The organism is Ruegeria sp. CE6 (assembly GCF_056537485.1).
This window is the reverse complement of sequence record NZ_JBQFRR010000001.1, coordinates 1,592,519-1,617,956: the sequence shown is the minus strand read 5'-3', so window position 1 is coordinate 1,617,956 and position 25,438 is coordinate 1,592,519. Positions and strand designations below refer to the sequence as shown.

The following is a 25,438-nucleotide window of genomic DNA, read 5'->3' as shown; positions in this document are numbered from 1 at the left end:
ATACTTTGGCCAGAAATGTCGAGAATTCTATGTTAGTCGGGAACGGAGATGGGGTTCAGAAGATCAACATCTCCTGAGACGAGGCTTGGGACGGATAGCGGCACCATGATAGTTGCGATAATGGGATTGGGAATACTTGCAGGGTTGTTAACCTTTGCTGCCGCTTTGATTGTCGGTCAATCTCTGCTCAGCGCTTTCGCACTTTACGTGGTGGCCGGTACGCTGACATCGCTTTTGGTAGCAGCGGGTATCTATTTCAGAAGCTCTTGAATTTGGTAGGTTGGAAATAAAGCCCAGCGACTGAAAAGTTTGCCACCAATCGGATTCCTGTGTTCTAACCTAAGCTTGGCCCTTTTTCGCTGCGCGCAGCATCTGACCCATCATCTGGCCAAACTTGCCCGAGCCGCGCTGATACAAAGCCCCGTCAACGGCCATGACTGTTCCGCTGATATAGCTCGCCATATCAGAGCTAAGGAATAGGCAGGCATTTGCCACATCCTGGGGCTGACCCCAGCGACCCAGCGGGACGTCCCGACGCAGCTCTTCATGGGCGTTTTCGGTAGGGGCCAGCCGTTTTGCGCCTTCGGTTCCTTCGATAAAACCCGGAACGACCGAATTCACGCGAATCCCTTCGACGCCCCATTCCATTGAAAGGGTTCGGGTGATCTGATCAACGCCCGCCTTGGCGGCGCAAACATGGGCCTGCCCTTCGTAAGGCAGATAGGATTGCGGGGCCGAAATGTTGATAATGCTGGCACCGGGACGTTTGAGATAGGGGTAGGCCCCTTTCATGACGTGGATCGTGCCCATCAGATCGATATCTATGACCGCCTTGAATGCATTGACCGACATTTCAGATGCCAGCGCTGGGAAGTTGCCGGCAGCACCAGAAATCAGGACATCGAAATCTCCAAAAGCGTCGTGGAATTGCTTAAGGCCTTCGGCTACGGCCTCTGGATTGCGAACGTCGAACGCCGCGCCGATCGCGTCGGATGCGCCTGCTGCTTTCAACGCAGCCACGGTATCATCGACCTTTTCCTGCGACCGGCTGGCGACAGCCAGATTAGCACCCGAGGCCGCAAAGGCCTCGGCAATGCCGCGATTGATACCGCTGGTGCCACCAATGACGATGACGGTCTTACCTGAAAAATCCATTTAGGCCTCCGGTGGTACGGGGGCCTTACTCTCCGTAGGGCACCCAGATGTTTTTCACTTCGGTCGCAGCCTGCAGGAAGCGGCGCGAATGGTCCACGCTCCAATCAAATGCCGTCGCGTTATTGACCCAAGTCCGCTTCAGGTTCCCGGCCGAGACGATCTCGATCTTTTTAGACAGATCGGTGGACGAGAAGGACCAGACCGCATCCACGTTCAGATGCGAGGCCAGCGGCTTTGCCAGCTCTGCGTGGCTGCCGGTCAGGATGTTGACCACACCGGCGGGCACGTCCGAGGTTTCTAGGATCTGGTAAAAATCCGTTGCTGCCAGCGGGTAGGGCTCACTTGCCGCCAGAACCACCCGGTTGCCCATCGCAATCGCTGGCGCCATGGCCGAAACTAGACCCAACAGCGGTGCTTCATCCGCACACAGGGCGCCGATCACGCCAACCGGCTCTTTCATGGCAATGGCGACGCCCCGGATCGGAACACCATGTACTTGACCATCATACTTGTCCGCCCAAGCGGCGGCGGTGAACAGTCGCTGGATCGAGGCCTCAACCTCTTTCGCGCCGTCTTTCTTACCGGTCATCGCATCAATACGAGCAGCGAACTCGCCCGCACGTGCCGAGAGGTTTTCACCGATGTAATACAGGATCTGAGCCCGCAGATGGCCGGTGGTCTTGGACCAGCCTTTTGCACCCGCTGCAGCCTCAACCGCGTTGCGCACGTCCTTACGGTTGGCCAGACCCACATGGCCAAGTAGGCCGGATTTGCCCCAGACGGGTTTCGAATAGCCGCCATCGGGCCGCGCCTGCTTACCGCCGACATACATCTTGGCGGTGCGGTCAATAGGATCGACTGGAGCGCCTTCGCCCATTGCCGCCTCAATCTTCGTCAGCGGTTTGGCCTTGGCTTTGGGCTTGGTATAAGCCGTCAGCCCTTCCCAACCGCCTTCACGGCCAAAACCGCTTTCGCGTACACCGCCGAACCCGGCAGCAGCGTCGAACAGGTTAGTTGCGTTCACCCAGACCACGCCCGCAACCAGCTTGGGCGCGATATCCAGCGCGAGGTTCACGTTCTCGGTCCAAACAGTCGCGGCCAGCCCGTAGCGGGTGTTGTTGGCCAACTCGACCGCTTCTTCCGGGGTGCGGAAGGTCGAAGAAACCAGAACCGGGCCAAAGATTTCTTCCTGCATCAGCGGATCGGAGGTTTCGAGCCCAGAGATCAGCGTTGGTGGATAGTAGCAGCCATTCGAGGGCAGCTCACAGGCCGCCTGATGCACGTGACCCGCAGTGTTGCTCTCGACCATTCCTTTAATGGTTTGCAACTGAACCGGGTCCACAACCGCGCCCACATCGATGCACTTGTCCAGCGGATCACCAATACGCAGATTGTCCATCCGGGCACGCAATTTGTCGTGGAAGCGATCAGCGATACCCTCCTGCACCAGAAGGCGCGAGCCCGCACAGCAGACCTGGCCCTGGTTGAACCAGATCGCGTCGACCAAGCCTTCGATCGCTGAATCAATATCGGCGTCGTCAAAGACGATGTAGGCGGACTTGCCGCCCAGTTCCAACGTCAGTTCCTTGCCAGAGCCAGCGGTCGCTTCACGGATGCGACGGCCCACGACGGTCGAGCCGGTAAAGGCGATTTTGTCGACGTCCGAAGACACAATCATCTCACCAACGGCACCATCACCTGTGACGATGTTGACCACGCCTTTCGGCAACCCGGCCTGCATGCAGATGTCGGCAAACAGCAGCGCGGTCAGCGAGGTGTACTCGGCCGGCTTCAGAACCACCGTGTTGCCCATTGCGATTGCAGGCGCGATCTTCCACGCCATCATCAGCAGCGGGAAGTTCCACGGGATGATCTGGCCGCAAACACCCAGTGCTTCGGCATCGGGCAATTCGCTTTCCATCAACTGCGCCATGCCCGCGTGATAGTAGAAATGCCGCTGTGCCAGAGGGATGTCGATGTCGCGGGATTCTCGGATCGGCTTACCGTTGTCGAGGCTTTCGAGCACAGCAAACAAACGCGAGTGCTTCTGTAGCAGGCGCGCAATCGCGTAGAGGTAGCGCGCACGACCGGCTCCGCCCAGTTTCTCCCATTTCGGCTGCGCCTTGCGCGCCGCAGAAACGGCGGCGTCCACGTCAGCCTGTTTGGCTTGTGTCAGCTTGGCCAGAACCTCTCCGGTTGCTGGGTTGCGGCTGTCGAATCCTTTGCCGGGTTTGGTAAACGCGCCATCGATGTAGTGGCCGAACTTGTCGCCCTGATCGACCAGCCAGGCCAGTGCCTCGGCTGCGCTTTCGGGGGCAGGGCCGTAGTCCATGGTCTCGAAAATCTCTTTGACTGTCATTGTTTTTGTCCTCAGCCCATGGAGTGACGGTAACCGGCAGAGTAAGCGCCGGTGACATAGTGTTCCAACTGCCGCTCAATGTCGCCCAGCAGTGATGAGGCGCCAAAGCGAAACAGGTCCGGCTCCAGCCAGCGGTCGCCCAGCTCGTCCTTGATCAGCGACAGATAGACCAGCGCATCCTTGGCTTTCGAAATCCCACCCGCAGGCTTGTAGCCTACGCGATAGCCGGTGCGGTCATAATAGTCGCGAATGGCTCGGATCATTACCAACGACACAGGCAAGGTGGCGTTGACGCTTTCTTTGCCGGTCGAGGTCTTGATGAAGTCTGCCCCTGCCATCATGCACACCAGCGAGGCACGGGCGACGTTGCGCAGGCTGCCCAGCTCTCCGGTCGCCAAAATGGCTTTGACATGTGCATCGCCGCAGGCGACGCGGAAGGCCTTCATCTCATCATACAGGGCCTGCCAGTCGCCAGACAGCACATGACGGCGCGAGATGACGATGTCGATCTCCTCGGCTCCGGCCTTCACGCTTTCTTCGATCTCTGCCACACGCAGATGAAACGGAGAGAGCCCGGCCGGGAAGCCAGTGGATACCGCCGCAACCGGAATACCAGTGCCTTCCAATGCGTCCACAGCCGTTTCGATCATGTCATGGTAGACACACACCGCTCCGGTTGTGATCGGCGGCATGTCCAGCGCCTGCAAAACCGAAGCCGCGACAGGCTGACGAGCCTTTGCGCACAGGCGACGAACCCGCCCAACCGTATCATCGCCCGACAGAGTGGTCAGGTCGATCATTGTGATCGCCTTGAGCAGCCATGCGGCCTGGTATTCTTTTTTCACCGACCGCCGACCGGGCAGCGTCGCTGCGCGGCGCTCGATGGCCGAAGTGTTGGCCTGCACGGCCCGCACCCAATCCAGATCCAGATCCATTCCTGGGTTCCGGGGCTCGGTCACTTGCGGCAGATGCGGGGTGCGCACGGTGCTTTCTGAGCTCTGCGTTTCCATTATTCCGTCCTTTTGGAGGTTCGCGTCAAAATCGCATGGGTCGCAGCGAAAGGGAAGGTGTGCCAGCGTCGTAAGGGGCAAATTTTTGACCAAATGGACAAATATAGTCGCTTTCTTGCGAGTAATTCGCATTTGCATTGACTTAGTTGCGAATGGTTCTCATATTTTGACTTAACAGGATAACCGTTCGGAGTCTGAAATGATTCGTCGATCGCTACTTACGGCATTGGCTCTCGTGTTTGTGTGGCCCGTCGCCGCAATCGCTCAAGCGCCGCTGAAAGTCGTCGCCACCACCGGCATGATTGCAGACGCTGCGCGCCAGGTCGGCGGTGAACAGGTCGACGTTAAGGGCTTGATGGGACCCGGTGTCGACCCGCACGCCTATCGCCAGACCCGCACCGATATTGTTGCGATGACCCGCGCTGATCTAGTGCTGTGGCACGGGCTCTATCTAGAGGCTCAGATGGAAGGTTTCTTTGACGATCTGGGCCGCAAGCGGACAGTGGTTGCCGTGGCGGATGGCATCGACACATCGAAACTGCGCGCCCATGACGATTACGCTGACAAATTTGACCCGCATGTCTGGATGAGCCCGGTTCTGTGGCGCGATGTCGTGATCGAAGTGCAGGAAGCTCTGACCGAAGCCCGGCCCGAAGCGGCAGATGAGTTCGCAGCCAACGCACAAGTTTTTCTGGCTGAGATCGATCTGCTGGCCGCCTATGGCAAGCAGGTTTTGGCGGCCGTTCCCGAAAACAACCGCGTGTTGGTGACTGCGCATGATGCATTTGGCTATTTCGGTGATGAATATGGCTATGAGGTGCTGGGTATTCAGGGCATCTCGACCCAATCCGAGGCAGGGTTGAACCGGATCGGTGAGTTGGTCGAAACTCTGGTAGAGCGTCAGCTGAACGCCGTGTTTGTGGAGAGTTCCGTTTCAGATCGATCCATGCGTGCCTTGATCGAGGGTGCTTCGGCCGAAGGTCACAAAGTGGGTGTCGGCGGAGAGCTGTATTCCGACGCGATGGGCGAGCCGGGCACATATGAGGGTACTTATATCGGCATGCTTGATCACAACATTACCGTTATCGCCGGCGCGCTGGGCGCGGATGTTCCCGAACGTGGCATGAACGGCAAACTGTCGGCGGGGTTTTAAACCATGATTGAACTCGCAACAGTTCAGGGCGTTTCTGTCGACGGGCAGGACATCGATCTTTGCCCTCTCGCCATTCGTGGTCTGACCGTCTCGTACGGTCAGAAGCCAGCGGTTTTCTCGGTCGATATGACGGTGCAGCCCGGCGCCATGACGGCGATTATCGGGCCAAATGGGGCTGGCAAATCAACCTTGCTAAAGGCTGCTTTGGGGATCGTGTCTCCACTGTCGGGTCAGGTGACCGTGTTTGGTCAGCCGCTCGAGGACCAGCGGGCACGCATCGCCTATGTACCACAGCGCGCCAGCGTGGACTGGGATTTCCCGACGCGCGTGATTGATGTGGTGCTGATGGGCTTGTCGCGTCAATTGGGCCTGCTGGGTCGTGTTCGTGCCCGCCATACCGCCCGTGCCATGGACTGCCTGCACCGTGTCGGGATGCGGGAATTTGCCAACCGTCAGATCGGGCAGCTTTCTGGTGGTCAGCAACAGAGGGTCTTTCTTGCGCGCGCTTTGGCACAGGATGCCGACATGTATTTGTTGGACGAACCTTTTGCAGGCGTGGACGCCGCGACTGAAAAGGCGATCATCGCCGTGCTGAAATCGTTGAAAGAGGCTGGCAAGACCGTTGTTGTAGTGCATCACGATCTGGCCACGGTCACCGACTATTTCGACCATGTGTTCCTGATAAACACCCGCAAAGTGGCCGAAGGTCCGGTTGCACAGGCCTTTACCGCTGAAACGCTGCAAGCCGCTTATGGCGGACGTCTTGCAACGGCCCAGATCGATCAGATTTCGCGCGCGCTGGGGTAATCATGCTTTGGGAGGCTTTGACCTTACAGCTTGGCTATAACGCCACGCTGGTTGCTATTGGTGCGACGTTACTGGGCGTTTCGGCAGGTGTGACGGGCACGTTCTTATTCCTGCGTAAACGCGCGCTGGTTAGCGATGCCATCAGCCACGCGACCCTACCGGGCGTTTGCCTTGCCTTCATGGTGCTGGTGGCTTTCGGTGGTGATGGGCGTAATTTGATCGGACTGCTTGCAGGTTCGGCAATATCCGCATGGGTTGGTTTGCTCTGTATGAACTGGCTGACCAGTCGCACACGTTTGGCAGAAGATGCAGCGATCGGCGCAGTGTTATCGGTGTTCTTCGGTTTTGGTGTCGTACTGCTGACCGTTATTCAAACCATGGGGGTTGGACGCCAGGCAGGATTGGAAGGATTCTTGCTGGGTTCTACTGCTGGGATGCTGTGGGCTGATGCTCTGGTCATTGCGATCGGTGGCGCGGCAACGTTGGTACTGGTGATGATCATCCGCCGCCCGATGACGATGGTCGCCTTCGATCCTGAATATGCCGCTGCGCGCGGGTTGCCCGTGCATCGGATTGATCTGGCGATGATGGGGCTCGTGATGGCGGTGACCGTGGTCGGGCTAAAGATCGTTGGTCTAATCCTGATTGTTGCTCTGCTGATCATCCCGCCTGTGACAGCGCGGTTCTGGACGGAGCGATCCGACCGCGTGGTCGTTCTGGCAGGTTTGGCCGGAGGTCTTGCAGGGTATCTGGGGGCAGGTATTTCGGCCTCGGCTCCGAACCTGCCGACCGGACCGATCATCGTTCTGGTCAGCTTTGGGTTCTTTGCCCTGTCGCTCCTGTTCGCGCCGGTTCGGGGTGTGTTGGCAGCTATTCTCAGCCACCTTCGGTTCCAGCGTCGAGTGCACATTCGGCAGGGACTGCTGGCACTGGCGCAGGGACAGCAGATCTATGAACCCCTAACCATTCGCCTGCTACGCCGCACCGGCCTTGTGCGCGCCGATGGAGTTGCAACGGAGCATGGGAAGGCGCGTGCGGCCAAAGCCCTACGAGACGAAAAGCGGTGGGAGATCGTCCGCGCGGATCAGGCGCATGAGGCCACTGCGGCGCTGTACGATGGGCTGCGCGATATCGAGACTGTGCTGACTCGCGATCAGATCGCCGAGATCGATCGTCGTATCGGCGGCCCGCAGGAGGTCACGCCATGAGCGGAGAAGAGTTCGTCCCCCTGTCGCTGACGCCTTTGTTGATTGGGACATTCGCGGCCATCGCATGCGCTCTGCCCGGCAACTTTCTGGTGCTGCGCAAGCAAGCACTGATTGGTGACGCGATCAGCCATGTGGTGTTGCCCGGTATTGTCGTCGCGTTTCTGCTGACAGGCGCAATTTCAACTTGGCCGATGATGCTTGGCGCAGCAGGGGCTGCTGTGGTCGCCGTGGTCATGATCGAAGCGATCCGGCGATTGGGTCAGATCGAGCCGGGGGCAGCGATGGGTGTCGTATTCACGACCATGTTCGCCGGTGGTGTCCTACTGCTTGAGCAGACTGACACGTCGACCGTCCATTTGGACGTTGAACATGCGCTTTACGGCAATCTGGAAAGCTTGATCTGGCTGGATGCAACGGACTGGTCGTCGCTGCTGGATCTACAGGCATTGGCAGGGTTGCCACCTGAATTGCCGCGCATTGCGCTGACATTGACGGGGGTCTTGCTGTTCACGTGGTTGTTCTGGCGACCGCTCAAGATATCGACCTTCGATGAAGGCTTTGCGCGCACAATTGGTATCCGCACTGGTGCGTTAGGGATGGCGCTGGTGATCATAGCTGCGATTGCTGCTGTCGCGGCATTTGATGCAGTGGGGTCGATCATCGTGATTGCAATGTTCATCTGCCCGCCAGCTGCGGCACGGATGATGACCAACCGGTTGGAAGTCCAGATCGTCTGGAGTGTCCTGTTCGCAACCCTTTCCGCCGTGTCCGGTTATGTTTTGGCAGGCTATGGCCCATTGTGGTTGGGGGCTGCGGATGCTGTCAGCGCCGCAGGAATGATCGCCACGATATCAGGCCTGATTCTGGCGCTGACCGCTGCTTTTGGCCCATGCCGAACCCGCAGCGGAGCGCCCAGTCAGGCTTGACTTGGCGTATTCACGCCAACGCCCATCACGCAGTTTCGGCTGAACTTCGCCAAGTGGAAACAATCACGAATTCTTAACAAGATTTATTCCATTTTCGATGATACCAAACTTTCAATTGGAAACCACAAGACCACCACTCACTCTGGTATATCCGGCCAGTTCTGACCTTAGTCGCTACCCCCTTAACGGCGCGGTCAAACTGGCCGGATACCTCGTTTAAAGCCCGCTCTTCACAATTCAAACCGGTGGTCGAATCGCGTGCGCCTATGCTAGGTCTAGCGGTATGGTGTATGCGAACCCCAATATCAGCGACAATCAACCGGTCATCCGGCAGCTTGATGACGCAGCGATCAACCGGATTGCAGCGGGTGAAGTCGTGGAACGGCCTGCTTCTGCCGTCAAGGAACTGGTCGAAAACGCCATCGATGCCGGGGCCACACGCATCGCTATTGAGGTCGCGGATGGCGGCAAGACCCTGATTCGTGTCACCGATGATGGGTGTGGGATCGCAGCGGGGGATTTGCCTCTGGCGCTGTCGCGCCATGCGACATCGAAGATCGACGGGTCAGATCTGTTGAATATCCACACATTTGGATTTCGCGGTGAAGCACTGCCCTCGCTGGGGGCGGTCGGGCGTTTGACCATCACCAGCCGTGTCTCGGGTGCTGATGCGGCCTCGATCCAGGTGTCCGGTGGCAAAATGGATGCAGTGAAGCCAGCAGCCTTGCGCGCTGGGACTGTGGTTGAGTTGCGAGACCTGTTTTACGCCACCCCGGCACGGCTGAAGTTCATGCGCACGGACCGGGCCGAGGCGCAGGCGATTTCAGACATTGTGAAACGTTTGGCGATGGCCGAGCCTTCGGTCGCGTTCACCCTGCGCGATGTCTCGGGTGGGGGAGAGGGCCGCGTGACCTTTCGTGCCGACCGCGAGAATGGCGATCTGTTTGATGCGCTGCATGCCCGATTGGCGCGCGTTCTTGGCCGTGAGTTCGCCGAGAACGCTTTGCAGATCGATGCCACACGCGAAGGGCTCAGGCTTTATGGCTATGCCGCGCTGCCGACCTATTCGCGCGGGGCTGCAGTGGCGCAGTATCTGTTCGTCAATGGGCGACCCGTACGGGACAAGATGCTGACCGGTGCGCTGCGAGCGGCCTATTTCGATTTCCTCAGCCGCGACCGGCATCCGGCGGCGGCGCTGTTCATAGATTGCGATCCAACGCTGGTGGATGTGAATGTACATCCGGCAAAATCCGAGGTTCGGTTCCGCGACCCCGGCCTCGCGCGTGGCTTGATCGTGTCCAGCCTGCGTCACGCGTTGGCCGAGGCTGGGCACCGGGCATCTTCGACCGTGGCCAACGCAACCTTGGGTGCGATGCGGCCCGAGCCGGCACCTGCAACCCCGGCGCGGGTGTATCAAATGGATCGCCCGTCACCCGCGGCGCGTCAGGCGGCCTATCGGGCGCAGTCTCCGGGCTTTGCGGAACTGTCGCAGGACTATAGCGGACGCATCATGGAACCGGTGCCCGAAACTGCACCGGTGGATGAGCCGCAAGACCTGCCCTTGGGGGCGGCGCGCGGGCAGGTGCACGAGAATTACATCATCGCCCAAACGGCAGACGGCATGGTGATCGTGGATCAACACGCCGCACATGAACGGCTGGTTTACGAAAAGCTCAAGTCCCAGATGGCCGAAAATGGCGTTGCCGCACAAGCGTTGTTGATCCCCGAAATCGTCGAACTGACAGACGGTGACTGCACACGTCTGATGGCCGTTGCAGAGGACCTGTCGCGCTTTGGATTGACCATCGAACCCTTTGGTGGCGGGGCAATCGCCGTGCGCGAAACTCCGGCCATTCTTGGCGAGGTCGATGCCCGCGCGATGATCCTCGACATCCTTGATGAGCTCTCCGATCAGGGCGAAAGCCAGATGGTGCAAGCGCGGATCGAGGCGATCCTGAGCCGCGTGGCCTGCCATGGCTCGGTTCGGTCTGGCCGTCGGATGCGGGCCGAAGAGATGAATGCCCTGCTGCGTGAGATGGAGGCGACGCCCCATTCCGGGCAGTGCAACCACGGGCGGCCAACTTATGTGGAACTGAAGCTGAGCGATATCGAACGCCTGTTCGGCCGCAGTTGATCCGCTGGCCCGCTCGGGCTATGAAGAATAAAACAAGAACATCTGAGGCGATATGATCGAGATTGCTGGCACCCAATATGCGTTGAATGACCCTATCATCCTGATTGCAGGCGGGGTGGTGGTGTTGATTCTGCTGCTTCTGTTTCTGTCACTTCGAGCGTCACAGCGTTCAGCTCGGATGGCGGAGCCGCTGGCCCGGCAGATGGCGCACCTTGGGCAGCATGTGCAGCAACTGGGCCAGGGGCAGGAACAACTGCGGGGTGGCCTACAGCATGTCTCGGACACGCAGGCCAACGCGCAGGTGCAGGTGATCCAGACCGTTGAATCCCGCCTGTCATCGGTGCAACAGCAGATGAATGACCGGCTGGCCGATAACGCGATGAAATCGGCGCGCGCTCTGGCTGAGATGCAGGAGCGGATGAAGGAATCGCTGCATGGTTCGTCGAAACAGACGGCGACCACGCTGACGCAATTGCAGGAACGTCTGGCAGCCATCGACAAGGCGCAGGACAATATCACCAAGCTTTCAGGCGACGTGCTGTCATTGCAGGATATTCTGTCGAATAAGCAGACGCGCGGGGCTTTCGGGGAAATTCAGCTGAACGATATCGTTTCGAAGGCGCTGCCATCAGATAGTTTTCTGCTGCAGGCCACGTTATCGAACGGACGGCGCGCTGATTGCCTGATCAACCTGCCGAACCCTCCCGGACCGATCGTGATCGACAGTAAGTTCCCGCTGGAAGCCTATGAGGCACTGATCGGATCGACCAATGATATGGAGCTGAAAGCAGCGGTACAAATGTTCCGCAGTACCGTGCGTAAGCACATCAACGATATTGCCGAGAAGTACATTCTGGACGGTGAAACTGCGGATGGGGCGCTGATGTTTCTGCCCTCTGAGGCAGTCTATGCCGAGCTGCACGCCAAGTTCCCTGAATTGGTGCAAGAGAGTTTCTCGAAACGCGTTTGGATCGTTTCACCCACAACTTGCATGGCGACGCTGAACACCATGCGGGCGATCCTTAAAGATGCGCGCATGCGCGAACAGGCCGGTGCGATCCGCAAGGAATTGGGGCTGCTGCATAAGGATGTGGAACGTTTAGGCGACCGGGTGTCGAACCTCGACCGTCATTTCGGGCAGGCTGCAAAGGATATCTCGGAAATCAAGATCAGCGCGGAAAAGGCGGGTCGCCGGGCGCAACGGTTGGATAATTTCGATTTCGAAGAGCTTGCGCCGGATGACCAAACAAACGTCGTGCCGCTGGGCAAAACCGAAGGGTAAGCGTTATTGGATCGACAGGTCCAAATTGTAACCAACCGTCTTGCCTGTGTCGCGATCGTTACCCATCAAATAAACACGTATGGTGTAGTCGCCATCATCGGGAAGCTCGATCCGGGCGGTATTTCCATCGATTGAGCCGTTGTAAATTGCGACGCCGTCGCTATCCGGCGGCAAGATGTTGAAATAGATCACGCCGTTGCCATTGGTGTCACTGACCTTAAGGTCGGCGAACATCTCCTGCCCAGCCTTGGCTCCGAGTTTATAGTCGAAATATTCGTCGCCGGTGACAGTCCCATTCACCATCGTGCCGAAATTGCCCGGTTGGAATTTAACGTCTGCGGACATCTGTGCGGAAACGCTGGCTCCAAAAGTCAGCAAAAGCGCTGTGACTGCCATCCTTAAGAACATCGAAAACCCCGATTTAGTTAGCGTCGATAAACAACCCTACCACGACGGGTCAGATTCGAAGGAATGGCTGGAACAGGCGTGGCATCAGCTTGCTGAACTTCAGTGGAGCATCAGTGACGGCCAGGCAAATGCAGTCTTCAGAGATATCTGCCGTGGGGGTATGATGGATAGACTGGTCAGCGATTTCGACATCGCCGCGGTCGAAGCGGTCGATCTCGTCAGAGAATGCACCCTGCAGGACCATCGTCAGTTCTATGCCTTTATGGCTGTGATCCGGCACTGCTGCCCCGGCGGGGATAAACAACAACCGGGCGGTGGCTTCGCTGGTCGTGGGCAGGATTGCCTGTTTGACACCCATGCCGACGGGCTTCCATTTGATCGCGTTCACGTCGCCGCCGACATAGTCCTGCAGCGGTGTCGGAAGAACTGCACAAGACGGGTGCGCGGGTTTCACCTTTGGTGCGCCCTGAGCAATCAATGCCATTGTTGCCGCCAGTGAACCGTCACTCATGCTTGCTGACGCATCTTGTTCCTGCAAAACGCATCCGCCAACTGCGTCAAAGCTTTCAGCGCGGGCGCGGCAGTGGTCGCACAGAGACAGATGCGTTGCGACCATCAGGTCAAACGCTTCGGGCAGATTGCCTGCGGCATAGGCCATCAGCAGGTCGTCTGTCAGGTGATGTTTAATCTCGTTTTTCATGCTCGTCATCTCAGTTCATCGCGTGGCGCAAGCGGTCCAGCGCCAGCCGTATCCGTGATTTGATCGTTCCCAAGGGCAACCCGGTCTGAGATGCGATTTCTCGATGGCTCAGATCTCCGAAGTAGGCCTTCTCGATCAGCTGTCTTTGCGCCTCAGGTAATGCCGCCATGGCATCACGCAGCTGCGCGGTTTCCTGTTGCAGCGCTAGAACGTCTTCCTGTTCCGGCTCCGCCTCCGGCCCCCACCCGAGGTCTTCGGGTTCGGGGCGGCGTTGCTTGCGCAATACGTCAATGCGCTTGTTCCTTGCGATCGTGAACACCCAGGTCGCAACCGTTGCCCTTGTCGGGTCAAACAGATGCGCTTTGTGCCACAAGGTCGCCATGACTTCCTGCGCGCATTCTTCAGCCAGGGCGGCATCCGAACCGGACTTGATCAGGAACGCCTTGATACGAGGCGCGAAATGCTGAAACAGTTCGGCGAAGGCCGCCTGATCCTGAGCGTCTCGGATTCGACGGACGTGTTCCACCCAATCCTTTCTGGCGCCACAAGTATTATTCTGTCCGTTCACCGAGTTGCCCTTAAAACGCTTAGGTCCGCGCCAAACAATTCTTCCAGCAGCTTCTGCCGTCGGTTCGTCCAATGTCGCGGTGTCAGTCTCGGTAAACATAACCACAATACGTGGGGACACCCAAGGTGGATCAGTCGGTTGGATAAATTTCATCCAAAACCGGCTGAATATCGTATTGTGAGATACCAGATATGCGGAAATGCATGTCAATTGAATGATTTGCGGGCAGGACGGAAAATCTGTTTTATGAACAGAATTGATTATATCGCGGGCCATACCTTTCACGGGCGCAAAGGTGCGGTCGAGAATGCGTTTCGCTATTCCGTCGATTATATCTTGCTAGACCCCGAGGCCCACCCCAAGACCCCATCCCTGTTTTCGATCAATGGCGCGAACCTAACAAGCTGGCGAGATTGCGATCATGGGGGTGAACCTGGTCAGGGTCGCGGGGCGATCTGGCTGCGTGAATGCTTTGATGCGCAAGATATTCCACAACCGGACAGGATGACCTTGCTGACACAACCCCGTGTGTTAGGGCATGTGTTCAATCCGGTCAGTTTCTGGTTCTGTTTTGATAAAGATAACCAGCTTTATGCTGTGGTGGCCGAGGTGACCAACACTTATGGCACACGCCATAGCTACTTGTGCCACAAACCCGATTTTTCACCGATTGCACCTACCGATCGGATACTTGCGGACAAGTTGATGCATGTCTCTCCGTTTCAGAAGATCGAGGGCACCTATACCTTCCGCTTTGACTATCAGGACGAACGTGTTGGTGTCTGGATCGATTATGGGCGTGCCCGAGGCGGTTTGATTGCCACGCTGACCGGTCCGCGCCAGCCGTACAGCAACCGGATCATTCTAAAGTCTCTCTGGCGGCGTCCGTTCGGCGCGCGCCGGGCGGTATTTCTGATCCACTGGCAGGCGGTGAAGCTGTGGTTCAAACGGGCGCGGTTCAGCCCGTTTCGTACCGCGCCGGTTCCCGATCAGCCTGTATCCCGGTCGCGGCACTAAAGCCCTCCGCTTTGCGCAAGATCAAAGACGGTCACCTGTGGGATCGTGCAGAAATGCCTGGACCGCGAACACGAGGAGTTGAGACAGATGTTGGAAATCTCGGCAAGAAAGATCGCCCAGGTCGCCATGATGGGGCGTGAACTGGACCGGGCCGAGGGCGAATTGCGCGCATTCATCGACCGTATGAGTGAGGATGAGCAAGCAGAGCTGGTAGCCGTCATGTGGATCGGCCGAGAAAGCTTTTTTGCCGAGGATTTGGCCGAAGCGATCGCGACGGCTAAGTCCGAAGCCTCGACGCCTTGCGCGGATTATCTGATCGGAACACCGCATCTGTCGGACCATCTGGAAAACGGGTTGGATGCGCTGGGAATTTCAGCCGAGGACGTTGAAAACGATCTGATGTAGTCGGTGATCTGGCGACGGGTCAGCTTATCCTAGCTTATGAAGCAAAATTAATGCGGCCTTCCATCGGGGTTAATGTCGAGTTCTTTGATCAGGTTCATCAAACACAGCGATGAATCTAGGAGGAACCGTCATGGCACATGTCAATGCAACCGGAGCAGATCATCGGGATCTGCTCTTTGGCCAACTTGTGAACCAAACAGTGCCAAAGTCAGGATGGCAGCGCCGCAAGGTCTACAAGAACACGATCCGGGCGCTTGAAGAACTCAGCGATCGTCAGCTTTTTGATATCGGCATTCCGCGTGGTGAGATCAGGCGGCGCGTATATCGAAACGTCTATCAGAACATACCCTATCTGAACGGCGTTTAAGCCTTTCCGGCGCTGTACGGATATCGGTCCATTGTAAATTTTGCTGAGGTAACGAGTATGTTGGATGCCAACCCAATCCCGAAACAAACCCCTTCAAAAAGCGCATTGATGCTGTTTGACCGGGCGATGAGAATACACGCGATCAGGGCGGATATCGTTTGTGCCGCCCAGGAACTGAATCGGCTTTCTGATACCGATCTGTCAGAACTGGGCATCAACCGCTGCGATGTGGAAGCGGTGATTGCGCAATACATCTGACGATAGCGGGTTAAGCCGCATTAAGAACGCAGCCGCTCCGAAGGTACCGGAGCGGCTGTTTGTGATTTAAGCCGTGTGGTCCACGATCTGCAGGTGCTGCGCCAGTGTGTCGATCTCGCGCATCCAGTCCTGCACCAGCTTCGGGTCGCTGGGTGCAGCGTGAACTCCTGCGGGAATAGCGCGGTTCAGCACGGCCTCGACGGCCAGTGAAACCGGGATCGAAACCAGCCGCGCCATCGCCGTCCCGCGCGCGTCGCCCCAGGCATCCATGACATAGGTTTTGTGCCAAACTTCAACGCCGTCCTTTTCCGCCTTCAGGCCCACACATAAAACCACGCGGTCAGGCTCGCCCTCGTCATAGGCGTTCTCGGCCCAGAACTGATCCGACATCTCTTTCAAGCGCGCATCGCCTTCGGGGCCGGACAGCGTTTCGATTTCGGTGAACACATCCGACCACGCCTCAGCCCAGCCGTTCAGGCGCAGGGTGCCACGGACAAATTCTTTGACCGGCCAGTGATCCTCGAACTGGTACTCGGCCTTGAAGGGGATCGAGTCGCGGTTCGGGTAGACTTCGAAGCTTTCCGGAGTGGGCAGCGGTGCGATGTAGCTGGTGATCGCGTCCCAAGGTCGGGCGACATCCAGCGGCGCGTAGTCCCGGATTGACTTGGAAGGAGAGCGCAGCGCTTTGAGCACACCCAGAGGTGACCAGCTGAATTTGTAGCGGAACGGGTTGGGATTCTTGGGAACGCCTCCGCAATAAGAGATAAAGCTCAGGTGGTTTTGGGGATCAAACGCGTCCGAGGCGCGGTAATCGGCAACCAGCGCATGCGCCATCAGATGGTCGATGCCCGGGTCCAACCCAACTTCGTTAACCAGCGCTACTCCGGCCTCGCGGGCCTTGCTGTCCAGCGCGCACATCTCAGGTGCGATATATGAGGAAGAGACAAAGTTGGCTTCTTTCGAGATTGCCAATTCTGCCAAAGGTACATGCCAGTCACCAGGCAGCATCGATACGATGGCGTCACCTTTTTCCAGCACCGCACCCAATGCGTCGATGTCGAAGGCGCGGATGTCGTCGGTGAGGTCACCGACCTCTGTCTTGGCCTTCTCAATGGTCCGGTTCCAGACAGTGACTTTGTGCCCGCCTTCAATAAGACGGCGCAGGCCGGGGATGGCCGACAGGCCGGTGCCGCACCAGTGAATCGTCATCGCTCAGATCCCTTCAATATGAGTTTTGTAAGTTGCTTCTGCCCGGCCCCAGACGCCGCTATCCAGATCGGTGAGGGTCAACAACGACGGAAGTAATTGCGCCGCGTAGTCCTCGGAACTTTCGACAGGCAGCATCGACGGCAGGTTGTCGATCGCCATAACATCCATCACCGGATCGGTGGCCACGCGCAAGGCGGGGGCATCCCATGTGGTCGCGCGGTCATAGACCGGCACCGGGTTGTAATCGCTATCCGGGTCGCAGGCCACATCGCCGATAGCTGTAAGGTTCCGCGAGGTGGTCAGCGCTGACCGTGGGACAAAGACAGGTGTGCCGGGACGAGCGAAGATACAGTTCAGGAACAGGTCGTGATCGAGGATTTCTGGGAATGGTCCGCCGCGGGCGGTTTCGGCCATGTCCCACTTGGTAACGCTGACGCCCATTGCCTCGCAGAGATCAGCCGCGCCTGTGCCAACACGGCCCAACGCACCGATGACGATGGCGCGGGGACGGTCGGCGCCGGTGGAGTCCAGCTCGGCCAGCAATTCGGCGTTCAACGTGTCTTTGTTCTTATAAACACCAACCGGCGGGCATTCTTCATTTCGTTGCTGGGCCGCCCATGTCTTGAGCGTCACGGCAGCCCCCGCGTACCCAGCCCAATAGCCGAAAGCGGCAACCCGGCGGCCGTTTTCCTCGACCAGATACTCCAGATCATAAAGTGTGCCGCCGCCAGCCTTGAACCGCTGCAAAAGCGCGCGTCCTGAATGTTGCCCCTTATAGGCATGGCCGAACATGATATGGCGGTGGGGCAGGAGCGTGCCGTCCTCGGGCAGCTCCTTGAGGCCAAAGATGATCGCGTCCAGCGGGGCATTGGGCCAGGAATTCTCAGCCGCGATTTCACAGCCCGCGTCCTTGTAGCCATCAATTGCGATGGCGCGGACGGAACTTTCCTCGACCGTCACGCGGATGCCTGCCGCGATCAACGCGGCAGTGCCTTCGGGGGTCAGCCCGACCCGTTCCTCGTTCGGGCGCTGTTCTGCCCGGACCCAGAGATGTGTCATTCCAATTCCTTTTGTCAGAGCATACCGGCAGCGCGTACCGCCTGTACCGAGGGACGCGCCTCCATCGCTTCGCGGAAGGCGATGATCTTTGGAAAGGCCGAGACGTCAACACCGTCGCCCTCCAGCCAGCTGCAAACCACGTACAGGTACGCGTCGGCCAGCGAGAACGCCTCGCCCAAAACAAACGGCCCACGCAACCCGTTCGACGAGATATATGCGCAGGACTCAGTCATGTTTTGCGCGACTTTGTCCTTCATGTCTTTCCAGCTGGATTTCTTGTCTGCCCAACGGGGCCCGCGCATCTTGTGGGCATGGTTCACATGCATGGTCGAGGCGAGATAAAACATCACCTCTCGCATCCGCGCCGCCATAACCGGATCTGATGGCACCAATCCCGCCTCGGGCGCTTTAGCAGCAATGTATTCCAGCAACGCTCCGGTTTCGGTCAGAATGCCGCCATCCACAACCAGTGCCGGGACCCGACCTTTTGGATTGATCTGCTTATAGGCGGGTTTGGTTTGCTCACCTCCGGCAAAGTCCAGTTGGATGGCCTCATACTCAAGCCCGGCCTCTTCCAGCGCAATTGCCACGGCGACCGAGATTGTGCGGGGGGCATAATAAAGTTGCATTGTAGCCTCCTTACAGATGGGTCTGCGCGAACTGACGGTCTGGCGCTTCCAGATGGGGCACTGCGTTGAACAGAACCGGACTTAGCTGCGCGCCAATCGGGTGCAGACGATGCATCGACGTGTTCATGATGGCAAGCGCCACCCGCGCCATCGATGGGATATCCAAGCCCATCGCCTGCCGCACCACCATCGAGATCAGCCCGCCCGAGGTTACGACAATTGCCGGACCGCCTTCGGTACCTATCTCTCGCAGAGCGTCGCGAACGCGAGTCTCGAACTCTTCAAAGGTTTCCGGCGTATCTTCGATCTCGCCCCGGGACCAGGCGGCAAAGGTGCGGGGCAAGTGCTCGACAAAGCCTTCGCGGTCGGTTGGTATTTCAACCCCGTGCTGCTGTTGGAACAACTGGGCAAGGGTGAAATACTCGATCTCATTCAGCCGCGCATCCCGAGTTGGCTGCGGCAGCCCCATGCTGGCCGCAGTTTCCACGTGCCGGTTGAGTGTGCCGCAATAAACCCGAGGGTAATGCAGGCGGGTATCGCGCAGATGCGCGCCCAGCCAACGGGCCTGTTGGTGACCCAGTTCGCTCAGCCGGTCATAGCTCAGCTCATCCCGTGCGGTTGTGTTGGCCTGCCCGTGGCGCACTAATGTGATATGTGACATGATGATCCCTCTTGCGTTGACGTCTTAGGGCAGGTTCGGGGCCGGGACCAGAGGGCTTTCACGCGGGCCCGAAAAAACTCCTATATCAGGCGAAGTTTACCGCTATGGTCACCCCGACAAGGAGGACCCATGGCTGTCGATCACACACGGTTTCTGACCGATCTACACACGCTGCGTTCATTCGGGGCTTCGGGCGTCGGCAAGGGCGTCATCCGTCCCGCCTATTCCAAAGCTGATATCGCCGCGCGCCAGTGGCTCGCCGCGCGCATGGCCGAGGCTGGGCTGACCCCGCATGTCGACCCGGTTGGAAACCTGTTCGGGTTGGCTGATGGACCCTCGCTGCTGATGGGCTCGCATTCCGACAGCCAGCCCGAGGGCGGTTGGCTGGACGGAGCCCTGGGCGTCATTGCGGCACTGGAAATCGCGCGTTCCAGTGATCGACCCATCTCGGTCGTCAGTTTTCAGGACGAAGAAGGGCGGTTCGGCGTCACCACCGGATCGGCGGTCTGGTCAGGTGGATTATCTTTGGAACAGGCGGACGTGCTGATTGATGGCTCAGGCGTCACCTTTGGCAGCGCGCGGGCTGAAATGGCAAAGAAGTCGCAAGGCTTTGTTGATCCTGTCCGGTTCAGCGGCTTCATCGAAATGCACATCGAACAGGGCCCGGCACTGGATGCAGCCGGTGAACAGATCGGCGTTGTCACCGATATCGTCGGCATCCGCGATATGGTCATCACCTTCCAAGGCCAGCAAAACCATGCTGGAACCACGCCAATGCATTTGCGACGTGACGCGTTTCAGGCCCTGTCGCTGTTCAACACGCGCCTCAATGACCGGTTCCGTAATGTGGTCATGCCGCAAACCGTCTGGACCATCGGGCGTGTTGATGTTCACCCCAATGCGTCCTCTATCGTGCCGGGACGGGTGCGGTTTTCGATGCAATGGCGCGACGGCGATCCTGAGCGTCTGGTGCGTATGGAAGACATCATTCGCGCGACCGCACAGCAGATTGCCGAAGAGCAGGGCGTAACACTAACCTACGGCCCGATGCTGGGGTTAGAGCCCGTCAGCATGGACCCGGTTTTGCGCGGTGCGCTGGAAAGCGGCGCGCAGGCCATTGCGCCTGGGCGTTGGCGCAATATGCCATCCGGAGCGCTCCACGATGCCACCAATGTCTCGCGCCTGATGCCGGTTGCGATGCTCTTTGTCCCGTCGATTGACGGAATCAGCCACGATTTTGCCGAAGACACAGCCGAAGAGGATTTGGTTGCGGGTCTCAGGGTGCTTGATCGCGCAGTTCATTCCCTTGAGGAATGAAGGTAAGTTGAAGACCATTTCATGATTTTCCACGCGAAACCAAGTTACTATCGGGGATGTCCACCAGCTATGGGCGGGTGCTCGGCACAGTTTTACTGACTCCGAACAAGGAGTGTTGCCTAACGGAAAAAAGTTTCCTATAGGAACATTATTGATGCATGCACCCGTATACTGTTCTGACGTGATCGAGGCGATCCGCTGAAATCCTGGGCTGAATCGTTGCAATCTGTGCAGCTTGGGTCAGACTGACAGGAACGTTTCTGGGTAACTGATACAAAGCAGGTGGCCACCATGACTTCGTCCTTAAAACGCACTCCCTTGCACGCTTTGCATGTTGAGTTGGGAGGTAAGTTGGTTGATTTTGCGGGTTGGGAGATGCCTGTTCAGTATCCTTTGGGGATTATGGGGGAGCATAAGCAGTGCCGTGAGAAGGCGGCGGTGTTTGATGTGTCTCATATGGGTCAGGTGATTTTGCGGGGCGAGAATGTGGGTGAGAAGCTGGAAGCGCTTTGCCCGCAGGCCTATGCGACGCTGAAGGAAGGCAAGGCGCGGTACGGGTTCTTTACGAACGCAGAAGGCGGGATCATGGATGACCTGATCGTGTCGAATGCGGGCGATCATTACTTTGTGGTGGTGAACGCGGCGCTGCGGCATCAGGACATTCCGCATATGCGTGAGCACCTTGAAGGCGTTGAAGTGATCGAGATTTTCGACCGCGCGCTGGTGGCGGTTCAGGGCCCTGCGGCGGAAAACGTTGTGGGCGAACTGTGCCCCGCCGCGCGTGATCTAAAGTTCATGGAAACCACGGTTGCCGATATCAACGGTGTTGAGTGCCGTATCTCGCGGCTGGGCTATACCGGCGAGGATGGCTACGAGATCTCGATCCCCGAGGACAAGGCGATCGAGATCACCAAAGCCTTTCTGGCGCATGAGGATTGCGAGCCGGCCGGTCTGGGCGCGCGCGACAGCCTGCGGCTTGAGGCAGGTCTGTGCCTTTATGGCAATGACATCGACCAGAGCACCTCGCCGGTCGAGGCCTCGCTGGGCTGGGCGATGCAAAAGCGCCGCAAGGAAGAGGGCGGTTTCCCGGGCGCGGACCGCGTGCAGAAGGAACTGGCCGAAGGTCCCGCCAAAAAGCTGGTGGGCATCAAGCCCGAAGGCCGTGCGCCTGCGCGTCAGGGTGTGGAAGTGCGGTGCCTTGAGGGCAACAGCATCGGTCAGATCACCTCGGGCGTGTTTGGCCCCACGGTGGGTGGACCGGTGGCGATGGGCTATGTGAGCAAAGGCCATGGCGAGCCGGGCGAGAAGGTGAACCTGATCATCCGGGGCAAGCCGCAACCGGCTGAGATCGTGGCGCTGCCCTTCGTCAAACAGAATTACAAGCGTTGAAGTCAGGAGAGAGAGACATGGCAACCTATTATTCCGAAGAGCATGAATGGCTGAGCGTTGACGGCGACACCGCCACGCTGGGCATCACCAAACACGCCGCCGAGCAGTTGGGTGACGTGGTGTTCGTGGAACAGCAGGAAGCAGGCGACGAGTTCGAAAAAGGCGGCGAGATCGGCGTGATTGAATCCGTCAAGGCGGCGTCCGAGCTTTACGCACCGGTCGACGGCGAGATCACCGAGGTGAACGAGGCGCTGGCCGACAATCCCGGCGCGCTGAACGAAGACCCCGAAGGCGAGGCCTGGATCTACAAGATCAAGATCGCGGACGCCTCGCAGCTCGAAGACCTGATGGACGAGGCCGGCTACAAGGCCTTCATCGGTTAACTCAGGCGGCGGGTCCGTGCGCGGCCCCGCCCCTTCATCTGTTTCCAAATACTTCCGCCGGAGGCTCCTGCCGTCTCCGCCGGGCCTGACCTATCCTTGAGGAGCGCACACATGGCCTTCAAACTGACCGATTACGAAGCCTATGACTTCGCCAACCGCCGCCATATCGGGCCCAGCCCGACCGAGATGCGCGACATGCTCAAGGTGATCGGCTTCAAGACACTGGACGAGCTGATCGACGCCACCGTCCCGCCGGCGATCCGGCAGAAAGAGCCGCTGGACTGGGGTCCGGCGATGACTGAGCGCGATGCGCTCTTTCACATGAAAGAAGTGGCGAGCAAGAACAAGGTTCTGACTTCGCTGATCGGTCAGGGCTATTATGGCACCACCACGCCGGCGCCGATCCTGCGCAACATTCTGGAGAACCCGGCCTGGTACACGGCCTACACGCCTTATCAGCCCGAGATCAGCCAGGGCCGACTTGAGGCGCTCTTGAACTTCCAGACCATGGTCAGCGACCTGACCGGGCTGGACGTGGCCAACGCGTCCTTGCTGGACGAAGCGACTGCTGCGGCGGAAGCCATGGCGATGGCCAAGCGCGGTGGCCGGTCCAAGGCCAACAATGCAGCCTTCTTTGTCGACAAGAACTGCCACCCGCAGACCATCGCGGTGATTAAAACGCGCGCCGAGCCTCTGGGCATCGAGGTGCAGGTGGCTGATCCGGACACGCTGGATGCGGGCGCGGTCTTTGGCGCCATCTTCCAGTACCCCGGCACCCATGGCCATGTGCGCGACTTCACCGCCGAGATTGCGGCCCTGCATGAACACAAGGCGATTGCCATCGTCGCCGCCGATATCCTGTCGCTGGCGCTGCTGAAGTCGCCCGGCGAGATGGGCGCGGATATCGCCATCGGCTCGACCCAGCGCTTTGGTGTGCCGATGGGCTATGGTGGCCCGCACGCCGCGTATATGGCGACCACCGACAAGCTGAAGCGCTCGATGCCGGGCCGGATCATCGGTGTCAGCATCGACAGCCGGGGCAACAAGGCTTACCGCCTGGCGCTGCAGACCCGCGAACAGCACATCCGGCGTGAGAAAGCCAACTCGAACGTCTGCACCGCGCAGGCGCTGCTGGCGGTGATTGCCTCGATGTATGCCGTGTATCACGGCCCCGACGGCATCAAGGCCATCGCGCAATCGGTGCACCGCAAGACCTCGCGTATGGCCGCCGGTCTGGAAGAGGCAGGCTTTGCTGTGGAGCCGGAAGTGTTCTTCGACACGATCACGGTTGAGGTTGGCCATCTGCAGAAAACGGTCATGGAGGCCGCTGTGGCCCGGGGCGTCAACCTGCGTAAGGTCGGCGACACGAAAGTGGGCATCAGCCTGGACGAACAGACCCGGCCCGAGACCATCGAGGCGGTCTGGGGGGCCTTCGGCATCGACCGCAAGGATGACAGCTCGAACGTGGCCTATCGCCTGCCGGATTACGCGCTGCGCGAAAGCGAGTACCTGACCCACCCGATCTTCCACAAGAACCGGGCCGAGGCCGAGATCACGCGCTACATGCGCCGTCTGGCCGACCGCGACCTGGCGCTGGACCGGGCGATGATCCCGCTGGGCTCGTGCACCATGAAGCTGAACGCCACGATCGAGATGATCCCGGTCACCTGGCCCGAGTTCGGCAACCTGCACCCGTTCTGCCCCGAAGATCAGGCGCAGGGCTATCATGAGATGATCGATGATCTGAACGACAAGTTGTGCCAGATCACCGGCTATGACGCGATCAGCCAGCAGCCCAACTCGGGCGCGCAGGGTGAATACGCAGGCCTCTTGACCATCCGCAACTATCACTTCGCCCGGGGCGAAGGGCAGCGCAATGTCTGCCTGATCCCGACCTCGGCGCATGGGACCAACCCGGCCTCGGCGCAGATGGTCGGCTGGCAGGTTGTGCCTGTGCAGGCGGATGAGAAGGGCAACATTGATCTGAATGACTTCCGCGCCAAGGCCGAAAAGCACTCCGATCATCTGGCCGCCTGCATGATCACCTACCCCTCGACCCATGGCGTGTTCGAGACCACCGTGCAGGAGGTCTGCCAGATCACCCATGATCACGGCGGTCAGGTTTATATCGACGGCGCCAACATGAACGCCATGGTGGGTCTGTCGCGTCCCGGAGACATCGGCGGTGACGTCAGCCACCTGAACCTGCACAAGACCTTCTGCATCCCCCATGGCGGCGGCGGCCCCGGCATGGGTCCGATCGGCGTCAAAGCGCATCTGACCGAGCACCTGCCCGGCCACCCGGAATACGGCACTGCCGTGGGTCCGGTCTCGGCGGCGCCCTTTGGGTCGCCCTCGATCCTGCCGGTTAGCTGGGCCTATGTGCTGCTGATGGGCGGCGCGGGTCTGACGCAGGCCACGAAAGTGGCGATCCTGAACGCTAACTACATCGCGGCGCGGCTCAAGGATGCCTACCCGATCCTCTACACCTCGGAAACGGGTCGCGTGGCGCATGAATGCATCCTCGACACCCGCCCGCTGGACGAGGCGGCCCATGTCAGCGTCGATGACATTGCCAAACGTCTGGTGGACAGCGGCTTCCACGCACCCACCATGTCCTGGCCGGTGGCCGGCACCCTGATGGTCGAGCCCACGGAATCGGAACCCATGGACGAGCTGGACCGCTTCTGCGACGCCATGCTGTCCATCCGCTCCGAGGCGCAGGACATCATCGACGGCAAGATCGACGCGGAAAACAACCCGCTGAAAAACGCCCCCCACACGGTGCGCGATCTGGTCGGCAACTGGGACCGCCCCTACACCCGTGAACAGGCCTGCTTCCCCCCAGGCTCCATGGGCGTCGACAAATACTGGTCCCCCGTCAACCGCGTCGACAACGCATACGGCGACAGAAACCTCATCTGCACATGCCCTCCAATGACCGAATACATGGACGCAGCAGAGTAAACCTCAATCAATAAACCCCCGCCAACTGGCGGGGGTTTCAATCCGAGTTCGGGAACGATTGCTCGCG

The 25,438-nt window shown here is 58.9% G+C and carries 25 protein-coding genes; 15 read left to right on the top strand and 10 right to left on the bottom strand.

Going from position 1 to position 25,438, the window contains the following annotated elements:
- The first annotated feature begins 105 nt into the window (after window positions 1-105).
- Complete coding sequence (locus tag ACR0DK_RS07705) at window positions 106-270, top strand: hypothetical protein (protein WP_170394635.1); 165 nt, start codon at window positions 106-108, stop codon at window positions 268-270.
- A gap of 69 nt (window positions 271-339) precedes the next feature.
- Here the strand turns inward: ACR0DK_RS07705 and ACR0DK_RS07700 are convergent, their stop codons facing one another.
- From ACR0DK_RS07700 to deoC, 3 genes are read right to left on the bottom strand one after another with little or no spacing between them, the layout of a single operon-like run.
- Window positions 340-1,155 carry an SDR family oxidoreductase gene (locus ACR0DK_RS07700; RefSeq protein ID WP_170737228.1) on the bottom strand — a complete coding sequence of 272 codons (816 nt, stop codon included), beginning with the start codon at window positions 1,153-1,155 and terminating at the stop codon, window positions 340-342.
- Window positions 1,156-1,180: 25 nt separating this feature from the next.
- Window positions 1,181-3,514 (bottom strand): aldehyde dehydrogenase family protein, encoded by a 2,334-nt coding sequence (locus ACR0DK_RS07695; protein WP_480735516.1) that lies wholly within the window; start codon window positions 3,512-3,514, stop codon window positions 1,181-1,183.
- An 11-nt stretch (window positions 3,515-3,525) separates the two neighbouring features.
- The gene (deoC, locus tag ACR0DK_RS07690; RefSeq protein WP_170514996.1) at window positions 3,526-4,524 is read right to left on the bottom strand and encodes a deoxyribose-phosphate aldolase; all 999 of its coding nucleotides are present in this window, start codon (window positions 4,522-4,524) and stop codon (window positions 3,526-3,528) included.
- A gap of 199 nt (window positions 4,525-4,723) precedes the next feature.
- Between deoC and ACR0DK_RS07685 the strand changes: the two genes are divergently transcribed.
- From ACR0DK_RS07685 to ACR0DK_RS07660, 6 genes are all read left to right on the top strand, one after another.
- Window positions 4,724-5,677: a metal ABC transporter solute-binding protein, Zn/Mn family gene (locus ACR0DK_RS07685; protein WP_170426190.1), complete on the top strand. Its 954-nt coding sequence runs from the start codon at window positions 4,724-4,726 to the stop codon at window positions 5,675-5,677.
- Window positions 5,678-5,680: 3 nt separating this feature from the next.
- On the top strand, window positions 5,681-6,484 hold the full coding sequence (locus ACR0DK_RS07680) for a metal ABC transporter ATP-binding protein (protein WP_480735514.1): 804 nt from the start codon (window positions 5,681-5,683) through the stop codon (window positions 6,482-6,484).
- A 2-nt stretch (window positions 6,485-6,486) separates the two neighbouring features.
- A complete protein-coding gene (locus tag ACR0DK_RS07675) occupies window positions 6,487-7,692 on the top strand; it encodes a metal ABC transporter permease (RefSeq protein ID WP_480591468.1) in 1,206 nt (401 codons plus the stop codon).
- Window positions 7,689-8,618 (top strand): metal ABC transporter permease, encoded by a 930-nt coding sequence (locus ACR0DK_RS07670; protein WP_170426196.1) that lies wholly within the window; start codon window positions 7,689-7,691, stop codon window positions 8,616-8,618. Before ACR0DK_RS07675 ends, ACR0DK_RS07670 begins: the two co-directional genes overlap by 4 nt.
- Before the next feature lie 283 nt (window positions 8,619-8,901).
- A complete protein-coding gene (mutL, locus tag ACR0DK_RS07665) occupies window positions 8,902-10,752 on the top strand; it encodes a DNA mismatch repair endonuclease MutL (RefSeq protein WP_480735511.1) in 1,851 nt (616 codons plus the stop codon).
- A gap of 52 nt (window positions 10,753-10,804) precedes the next feature.
- On the top strand, window positions 10,805-12,034 hold the full coding sequence (locus tag ACR0DK_RS07660) for a DNA recombination protein RmuC (protein WP_480735509.1): 1,230 nt from the start codon (window positions 10,805-10,807) through the stop codon (window positions 12,032-12,034).
- Window positions 12,035-12,037: 3 nt separating this feature from the next.
- Here the strand turns inward: ACR0DK_RS07660 and ACR0DK_RS07655 are convergent, their stop codons facing one another.
- The 3 genes from ACR0DK_RS07655 to ACR0DK_RS07645 all read right to left on the bottom strand — a co-directional run bounded on the left by ACR0DK_RS07655 (window position 12,038) and on the right by ACR0DK_RS07645 (window position 13,809).
- Window positions 12,038-12,379 (bottom strand): hypothetical protein, encoded by a 342-nt coding sequence (locus ACR0DK_RS07655; protein WP_255611950.1) that lies wholly within the window; start codon window positions 12,377-12,379, stop codon window positions 12,038-12,040.
- 112 nt (window positions 12,380-12,491) lie between these two features.
- A complete protein-coding gene (locus tag ACR0DK_RS07650; RefSeq protein ID WP_170408477.1) occupies window positions 12,492-13,142 on the bottom strand; it encodes a ChrR family anti-sigma-E factor in 651 nt (216 codons plus the stop codon).
- Between the two features lie 10 nt (window positions 13,143-13,152).
- Window positions 13,153-13,809 carry a sigma-70 family RNA polymerase sigma factor gene (locus tag ACR0DK_RS07645; RefSeq protein ID WP_480735705.1) on the bottom strand — a complete coding sequence of 219 codons (657 nt, stop codon included), beginning with the start codon at window positions 13,807-13,809 and terminating at the stop codon, window positions 13,153-13,155.
- A 147-nt stretch (window positions 13,810-13,956) separates the two neighbouring features.
- On the opposite strand from ACR0DK_RS07645, the gene ACR0DK_RS07640 reads away from it, so the two are divergent.
- The 4 genes from ACR0DK_RS07640 to ACR0DK_RS07625 all read left to right on the top strand — a co-directional run bounded on the left by ACR0DK_RS07640 (window position 13,957) and on the right by ACR0DK_RS07625 (window position 15,757).
- Window positions 13,957-14,727 carry a DUF1365 domain-containing protein gene (locus ACR0DK_RS07640; protein ID WP_480735506.1) on the top strand — a complete coding sequence of 257 codons (771 nt, stop codon included), beginning with the start codon at window positions 13,957-13,959 and terminating at the stop codon, window positions 14,725-14,727.
- Window positions 14,728-14,814: 87 nt separating this feature from the next.
- Window positions 14,815-15,132 carry a DUF3775 domain-containing protein gene (locus ACR0DK_RS07635; RefSeq protein WP_170394599.1) on the top strand — a complete coding sequence of 106 codons (318 nt, stop codon included), beginning with the start codon at window positions 14,815-14,817 and terminating at the stop codon, window positions 15,130-15,132.
- Window positions 15,133-15,262: 130 nt separating this feature from the next.
- Window positions 15,263-15,499 (top strand): DUF1127 domain-containing protein, encoded by a 237-nt coding sequence (locus ACR0DK_RS07630; RefSeq protein WP_170394595.1) that lies wholly within the window; start codon window positions 15,263-15,265, stop codon window positions 15,497-15,499.
- A 57-nt stretch (window positions 15,500-15,556) separates the two neighbouring features.
- Window positions 15,557-15,757: a DUF1127 domain-containing protein gene (locus ACR0DK_RS07625; protein ID WP_480735504.1), complete on the top strand. Its 201-nt coding sequence runs from the start codon at window positions 15,557-15,559 to the stop codon at window positions 15,755-15,757.
- 66 nt (window positions 15,758-15,823) lie between these two features.
- Here ACR0DK_RS07625 and ACR0DK_RS07620 read toward each other — a convergent pair whose 3' ends face one another.
- The 4 genes from ACR0DK_RS07620 to ACR0DK_RS07605 are packed head-to-tail and all read right to left on the bottom strand — an operon-like array spanning window position 15,824 to window position 19,315.
- Window positions 15,824-16,966 carry a saccharopine dehydrogenase family protein gene (locus ACR0DK_RS07620; RefSeq protein ID WP_480735502.1) on the bottom strand — a complete coding sequence of 381 codons (1,143 nt, stop codon included), beginning with the start codon at window positions 16,964-16,966 and terminating at the stop codon, window positions 15,824-15,826.
- 3 nt (window positions 16,967-16,969) lie between these two features.
- Window positions 16,970-18,025, bottom strand: coding sequence for a saccharopine dehydrogenase (locus ACR0DK_RS07615; protein WP_480735500.1), 1,056 nt, complete (start codon window positions 18,023-18,025; stop codon window positions 16,970-16,972).
- Window positions 18,026-18,039: 14 nt separating this feature from the next.
- Window positions 18,040-18,654, bottom strand: a complete 615-nt coding sequence (locus ACR0DK_RS07610) for a glutathione S-transferase family protein (RefSeq protein ID WP_170626796.1) — start codon at window positions 18,652-18,654, stop codon at window positions 18,040-18,042.
- Window positions 18,655-18,664: 10 nt separating this feature from the next.
- Window positions 18,665-19,315: a histidine phosphatase family protein gene (locus ACR0DK_RS07605; protein ID WP_170514965.1), complete on the bottom strand. Its 651-nt coding sequence runs from the start codon at window positions 19,313-19,315 to the stop codon at window positions 18,665-18,667.
- A gap of 129 nt (window positions 19,316-19,444) precedes the next feature.
- Between ACR0DK_RS07605 and ACR0DK_RS07600 the strand changes: the two genes are divergently transcribed.
- From ACR0DK_RS07600 to gcvP, 4 genes are all read left to right on the top strand, one after another.
- A complete protein-coding gene (locus ACR0DK_RS07600; RefSeq protein ID WP_223117178.1) occupies window positions 19,445-20,632 on the top strand; it encodes a Zn-dependent hydrolase in 1,188 nt (395 codons plus the stop codon).
- A 291-nt stretch (window positions 20,633-20,923) separates the two neighbouring features.
- A complete protein-coding gene (gene gcvT / locus ACR0DK_RS07595) occupies window positions 20,924-22,021 on the top strand; it encodes a glycine cleavage system aminomethyltransferase GcvT (RefSeq protein WP_480735497.1) in 1,098 nt (365 codons plus the stop codon).
- A 17-nt stretch (window positions 22,022-22,038) separates the two neighbouring features.
- Window positions 22,039-22,404, top strand: coding sequence for a glycine cleavage system protein GcvH (gene gcvH / locus ACR0DK_RS07590; RefSeq protein WP_170393732.1), 366 nt, complete (start codon window positions 22,039-22,041; stop codon window positions 22,402-22,404).
- A gap of 111 nt (window positions 22,405-22,515) precedes the next feature.
- Window positions 22,516-25,371 carry an aminomethyl-transferring glycine dehydrogenase gene (gcvP, locus tag ACR0DK_RS07585; protein ID WP_480735693.1) on the top strand — a complete coding sequence of 952 codons (2,856 nt, stop codon included), beginning with the start codon at window positions 22,516-22,518 and terminating at the stop codon, window positions 25,369-25,371.
- Window positions 25,372-25,438: the final 67 nt, after the last annotated feature.

Coding starts and splice junctions, on each gene's coding strand:
- ACR0DK_RS07705 (WP_170394635.1), top strand. CDS start 106: ATGATAGTTGCGATAATGGGATTGGGAATACTTGCAGGGTTGTTAACC.
- ACR0DK_RS07700 (WP_170737228.1), bottom strand. CDS start 1,155: ATGGATTTTTCAGGTAAGACCGTCATCGTCATTGGTGGCACCAGCGGT.
- ACR0DK_RS07695 (WP_480735516.1), bottom strand. CDS start 3,514: ATGACAGTCAAAGAGATTTTCGAGACCATGGACTACGGCCCTGCCCCC.
- deoC (WP_170514996.1), bottom strand. CDS start 4,524: ATGGAAACGCAGAGCTCAGAAAGCACCGTGCGCACCCCGCATCTGCCG.
- ACR0DK_RS07685 (WP_170426190.1), top strand. CDS start 4,724: ATGATTCGTCGATCGCTACTTACGGCATTGGCTCTCGTGTTTGTGTGG.
- ACR0DK_RS07680 (WP_480735514.1), top strand. CDS start 5,681: ATGATTGAACTCGCAACAGTTCAGGGCGTTTCTGTCGACGGGCAGGAC.
- ACR0DK_RS07675 (WP_480591468.1), top strand. CDS start 6,487: ATGCTTTGGGAGGCTTTGACCTTACAGCTTGGCTATAACGCCACGCTG.
- ACR0DK_RS07670 (WP_170426196.1), top strand. CDS start 7,689: ATGAGCGGAGAAGAGTTCGTCCCCCTGTCGCTGACGCCTTTGTTGATT.
- mutL (WP_480735511.1), top strand. CDS start 8,902: ATGGTGTATGCGAACCCCAATATCAGCGACAATCAACCGGTCATCCGG.
- ACR0DK_RS07660 (WP_480735509.1), top strand. CDS start 10,805: ATGATCGAGATTGCTGGCACCCAATATGCGTTGAATGACCCTATCATC.
- ACR0DK_RS07655 (WP_255611950.1), bottom strand. CDS start 12,379: ATGTCCGCAGACGTTAAATTCCAACCGGGCAATTTCGGCACGATGGTG.
- ACR0DK_RS07650 (WP_170408477.1), bottom strand. CDS start 13,142: ATGAAAAACGAGATTAAACATCACCTGACAGACGACCTGCTGATGGCC.
- ACR0DK_RS07645 (WP_480735705.1), bottom strand. CDS start 13,809: ATGTTTACCGAGACTGACACCGCGACATTGGACGAACCGACGGCAGAA.
- ACR0DK_RS07640 (WP_480735506.1), top strand. CDS start 13,957: ATGAACAGAATTGATTATATCGCGGGCCATACCTTTCACGGGCGCAAA.
- ACR0DK_RS07635 (WP_170394599.1), top strand. CDS start 14,815: ATGTTGGAAATCTCGGCAAGAAAGATCGCCCAGGTCGCCATGATGGGG.
- ACR0DK_RS07630 (WP_170394595.1), top strand. CDS start 15,263: ATGGCACATGTCAATGCAACCGGAGCAGATCATCGGGATCTGCTCTTT.
- ACR0DK_RS07625 (WP_480735504.1), top strand. CDS start 15,557: ATGTTGGATGCCAACCCAATCCCGAAACAAACCCCTTCAAAAAGCGCA.
- ACR0DK_RS07620 (WP_480735502.1), bottom strand. CDS start 16,966: ATGACGATTCACTGGTGCGGCACCGGCCTGTCGGCCATCCCCGGCCTG.
- ACR0DK_RS07615 (WP_480735500.1), bottom strand. CDS start 18,025: ATGACACATCTCTGGGTCCGGGCAGAACAGCGCCCGAACGAGGAACGG.
- ACR0DK_RS07610 (WP_170626796.1), bottom strand. CDS start 18,654: ATGCAACTTTATTATGCCCCCCGCACAATCTCGGTCGCCGTGGCAATT.
- ACR0DK_RS07605 (WP_170514965.1), bottom strand. CDS start 19,315: ATGTCACATATCACATTAGTGCGCCACGGGCAGGCCAACACAACCGCA.
- ACR0DK_RS07600 (WP_223117178.1), top strand. CDS start 19,445: ATGGCTGTCGATCACACACGGTTTCTGACCGATCTACACACGCTGCGT.
- gcvT (WP_480735497.1), top strand. CDS start 20,924: ATGACTTCGTCCTTAAAACGCACTCCCTTGCACGCTTTGCATGTTGAG.
- gcvH (WP_170393732.1), top strand. CDS start 22,039: ATGGCAACCTATTATTCCGAAGAGCATGAATGGCTGAGCGTTGACGGC.
- gcvP (WP_480735693.1), top strand. CDS start 22,516: ATGGCCTTCAAACTGACCGATTACGAAGCCTATGACTTCGCCAACCGC.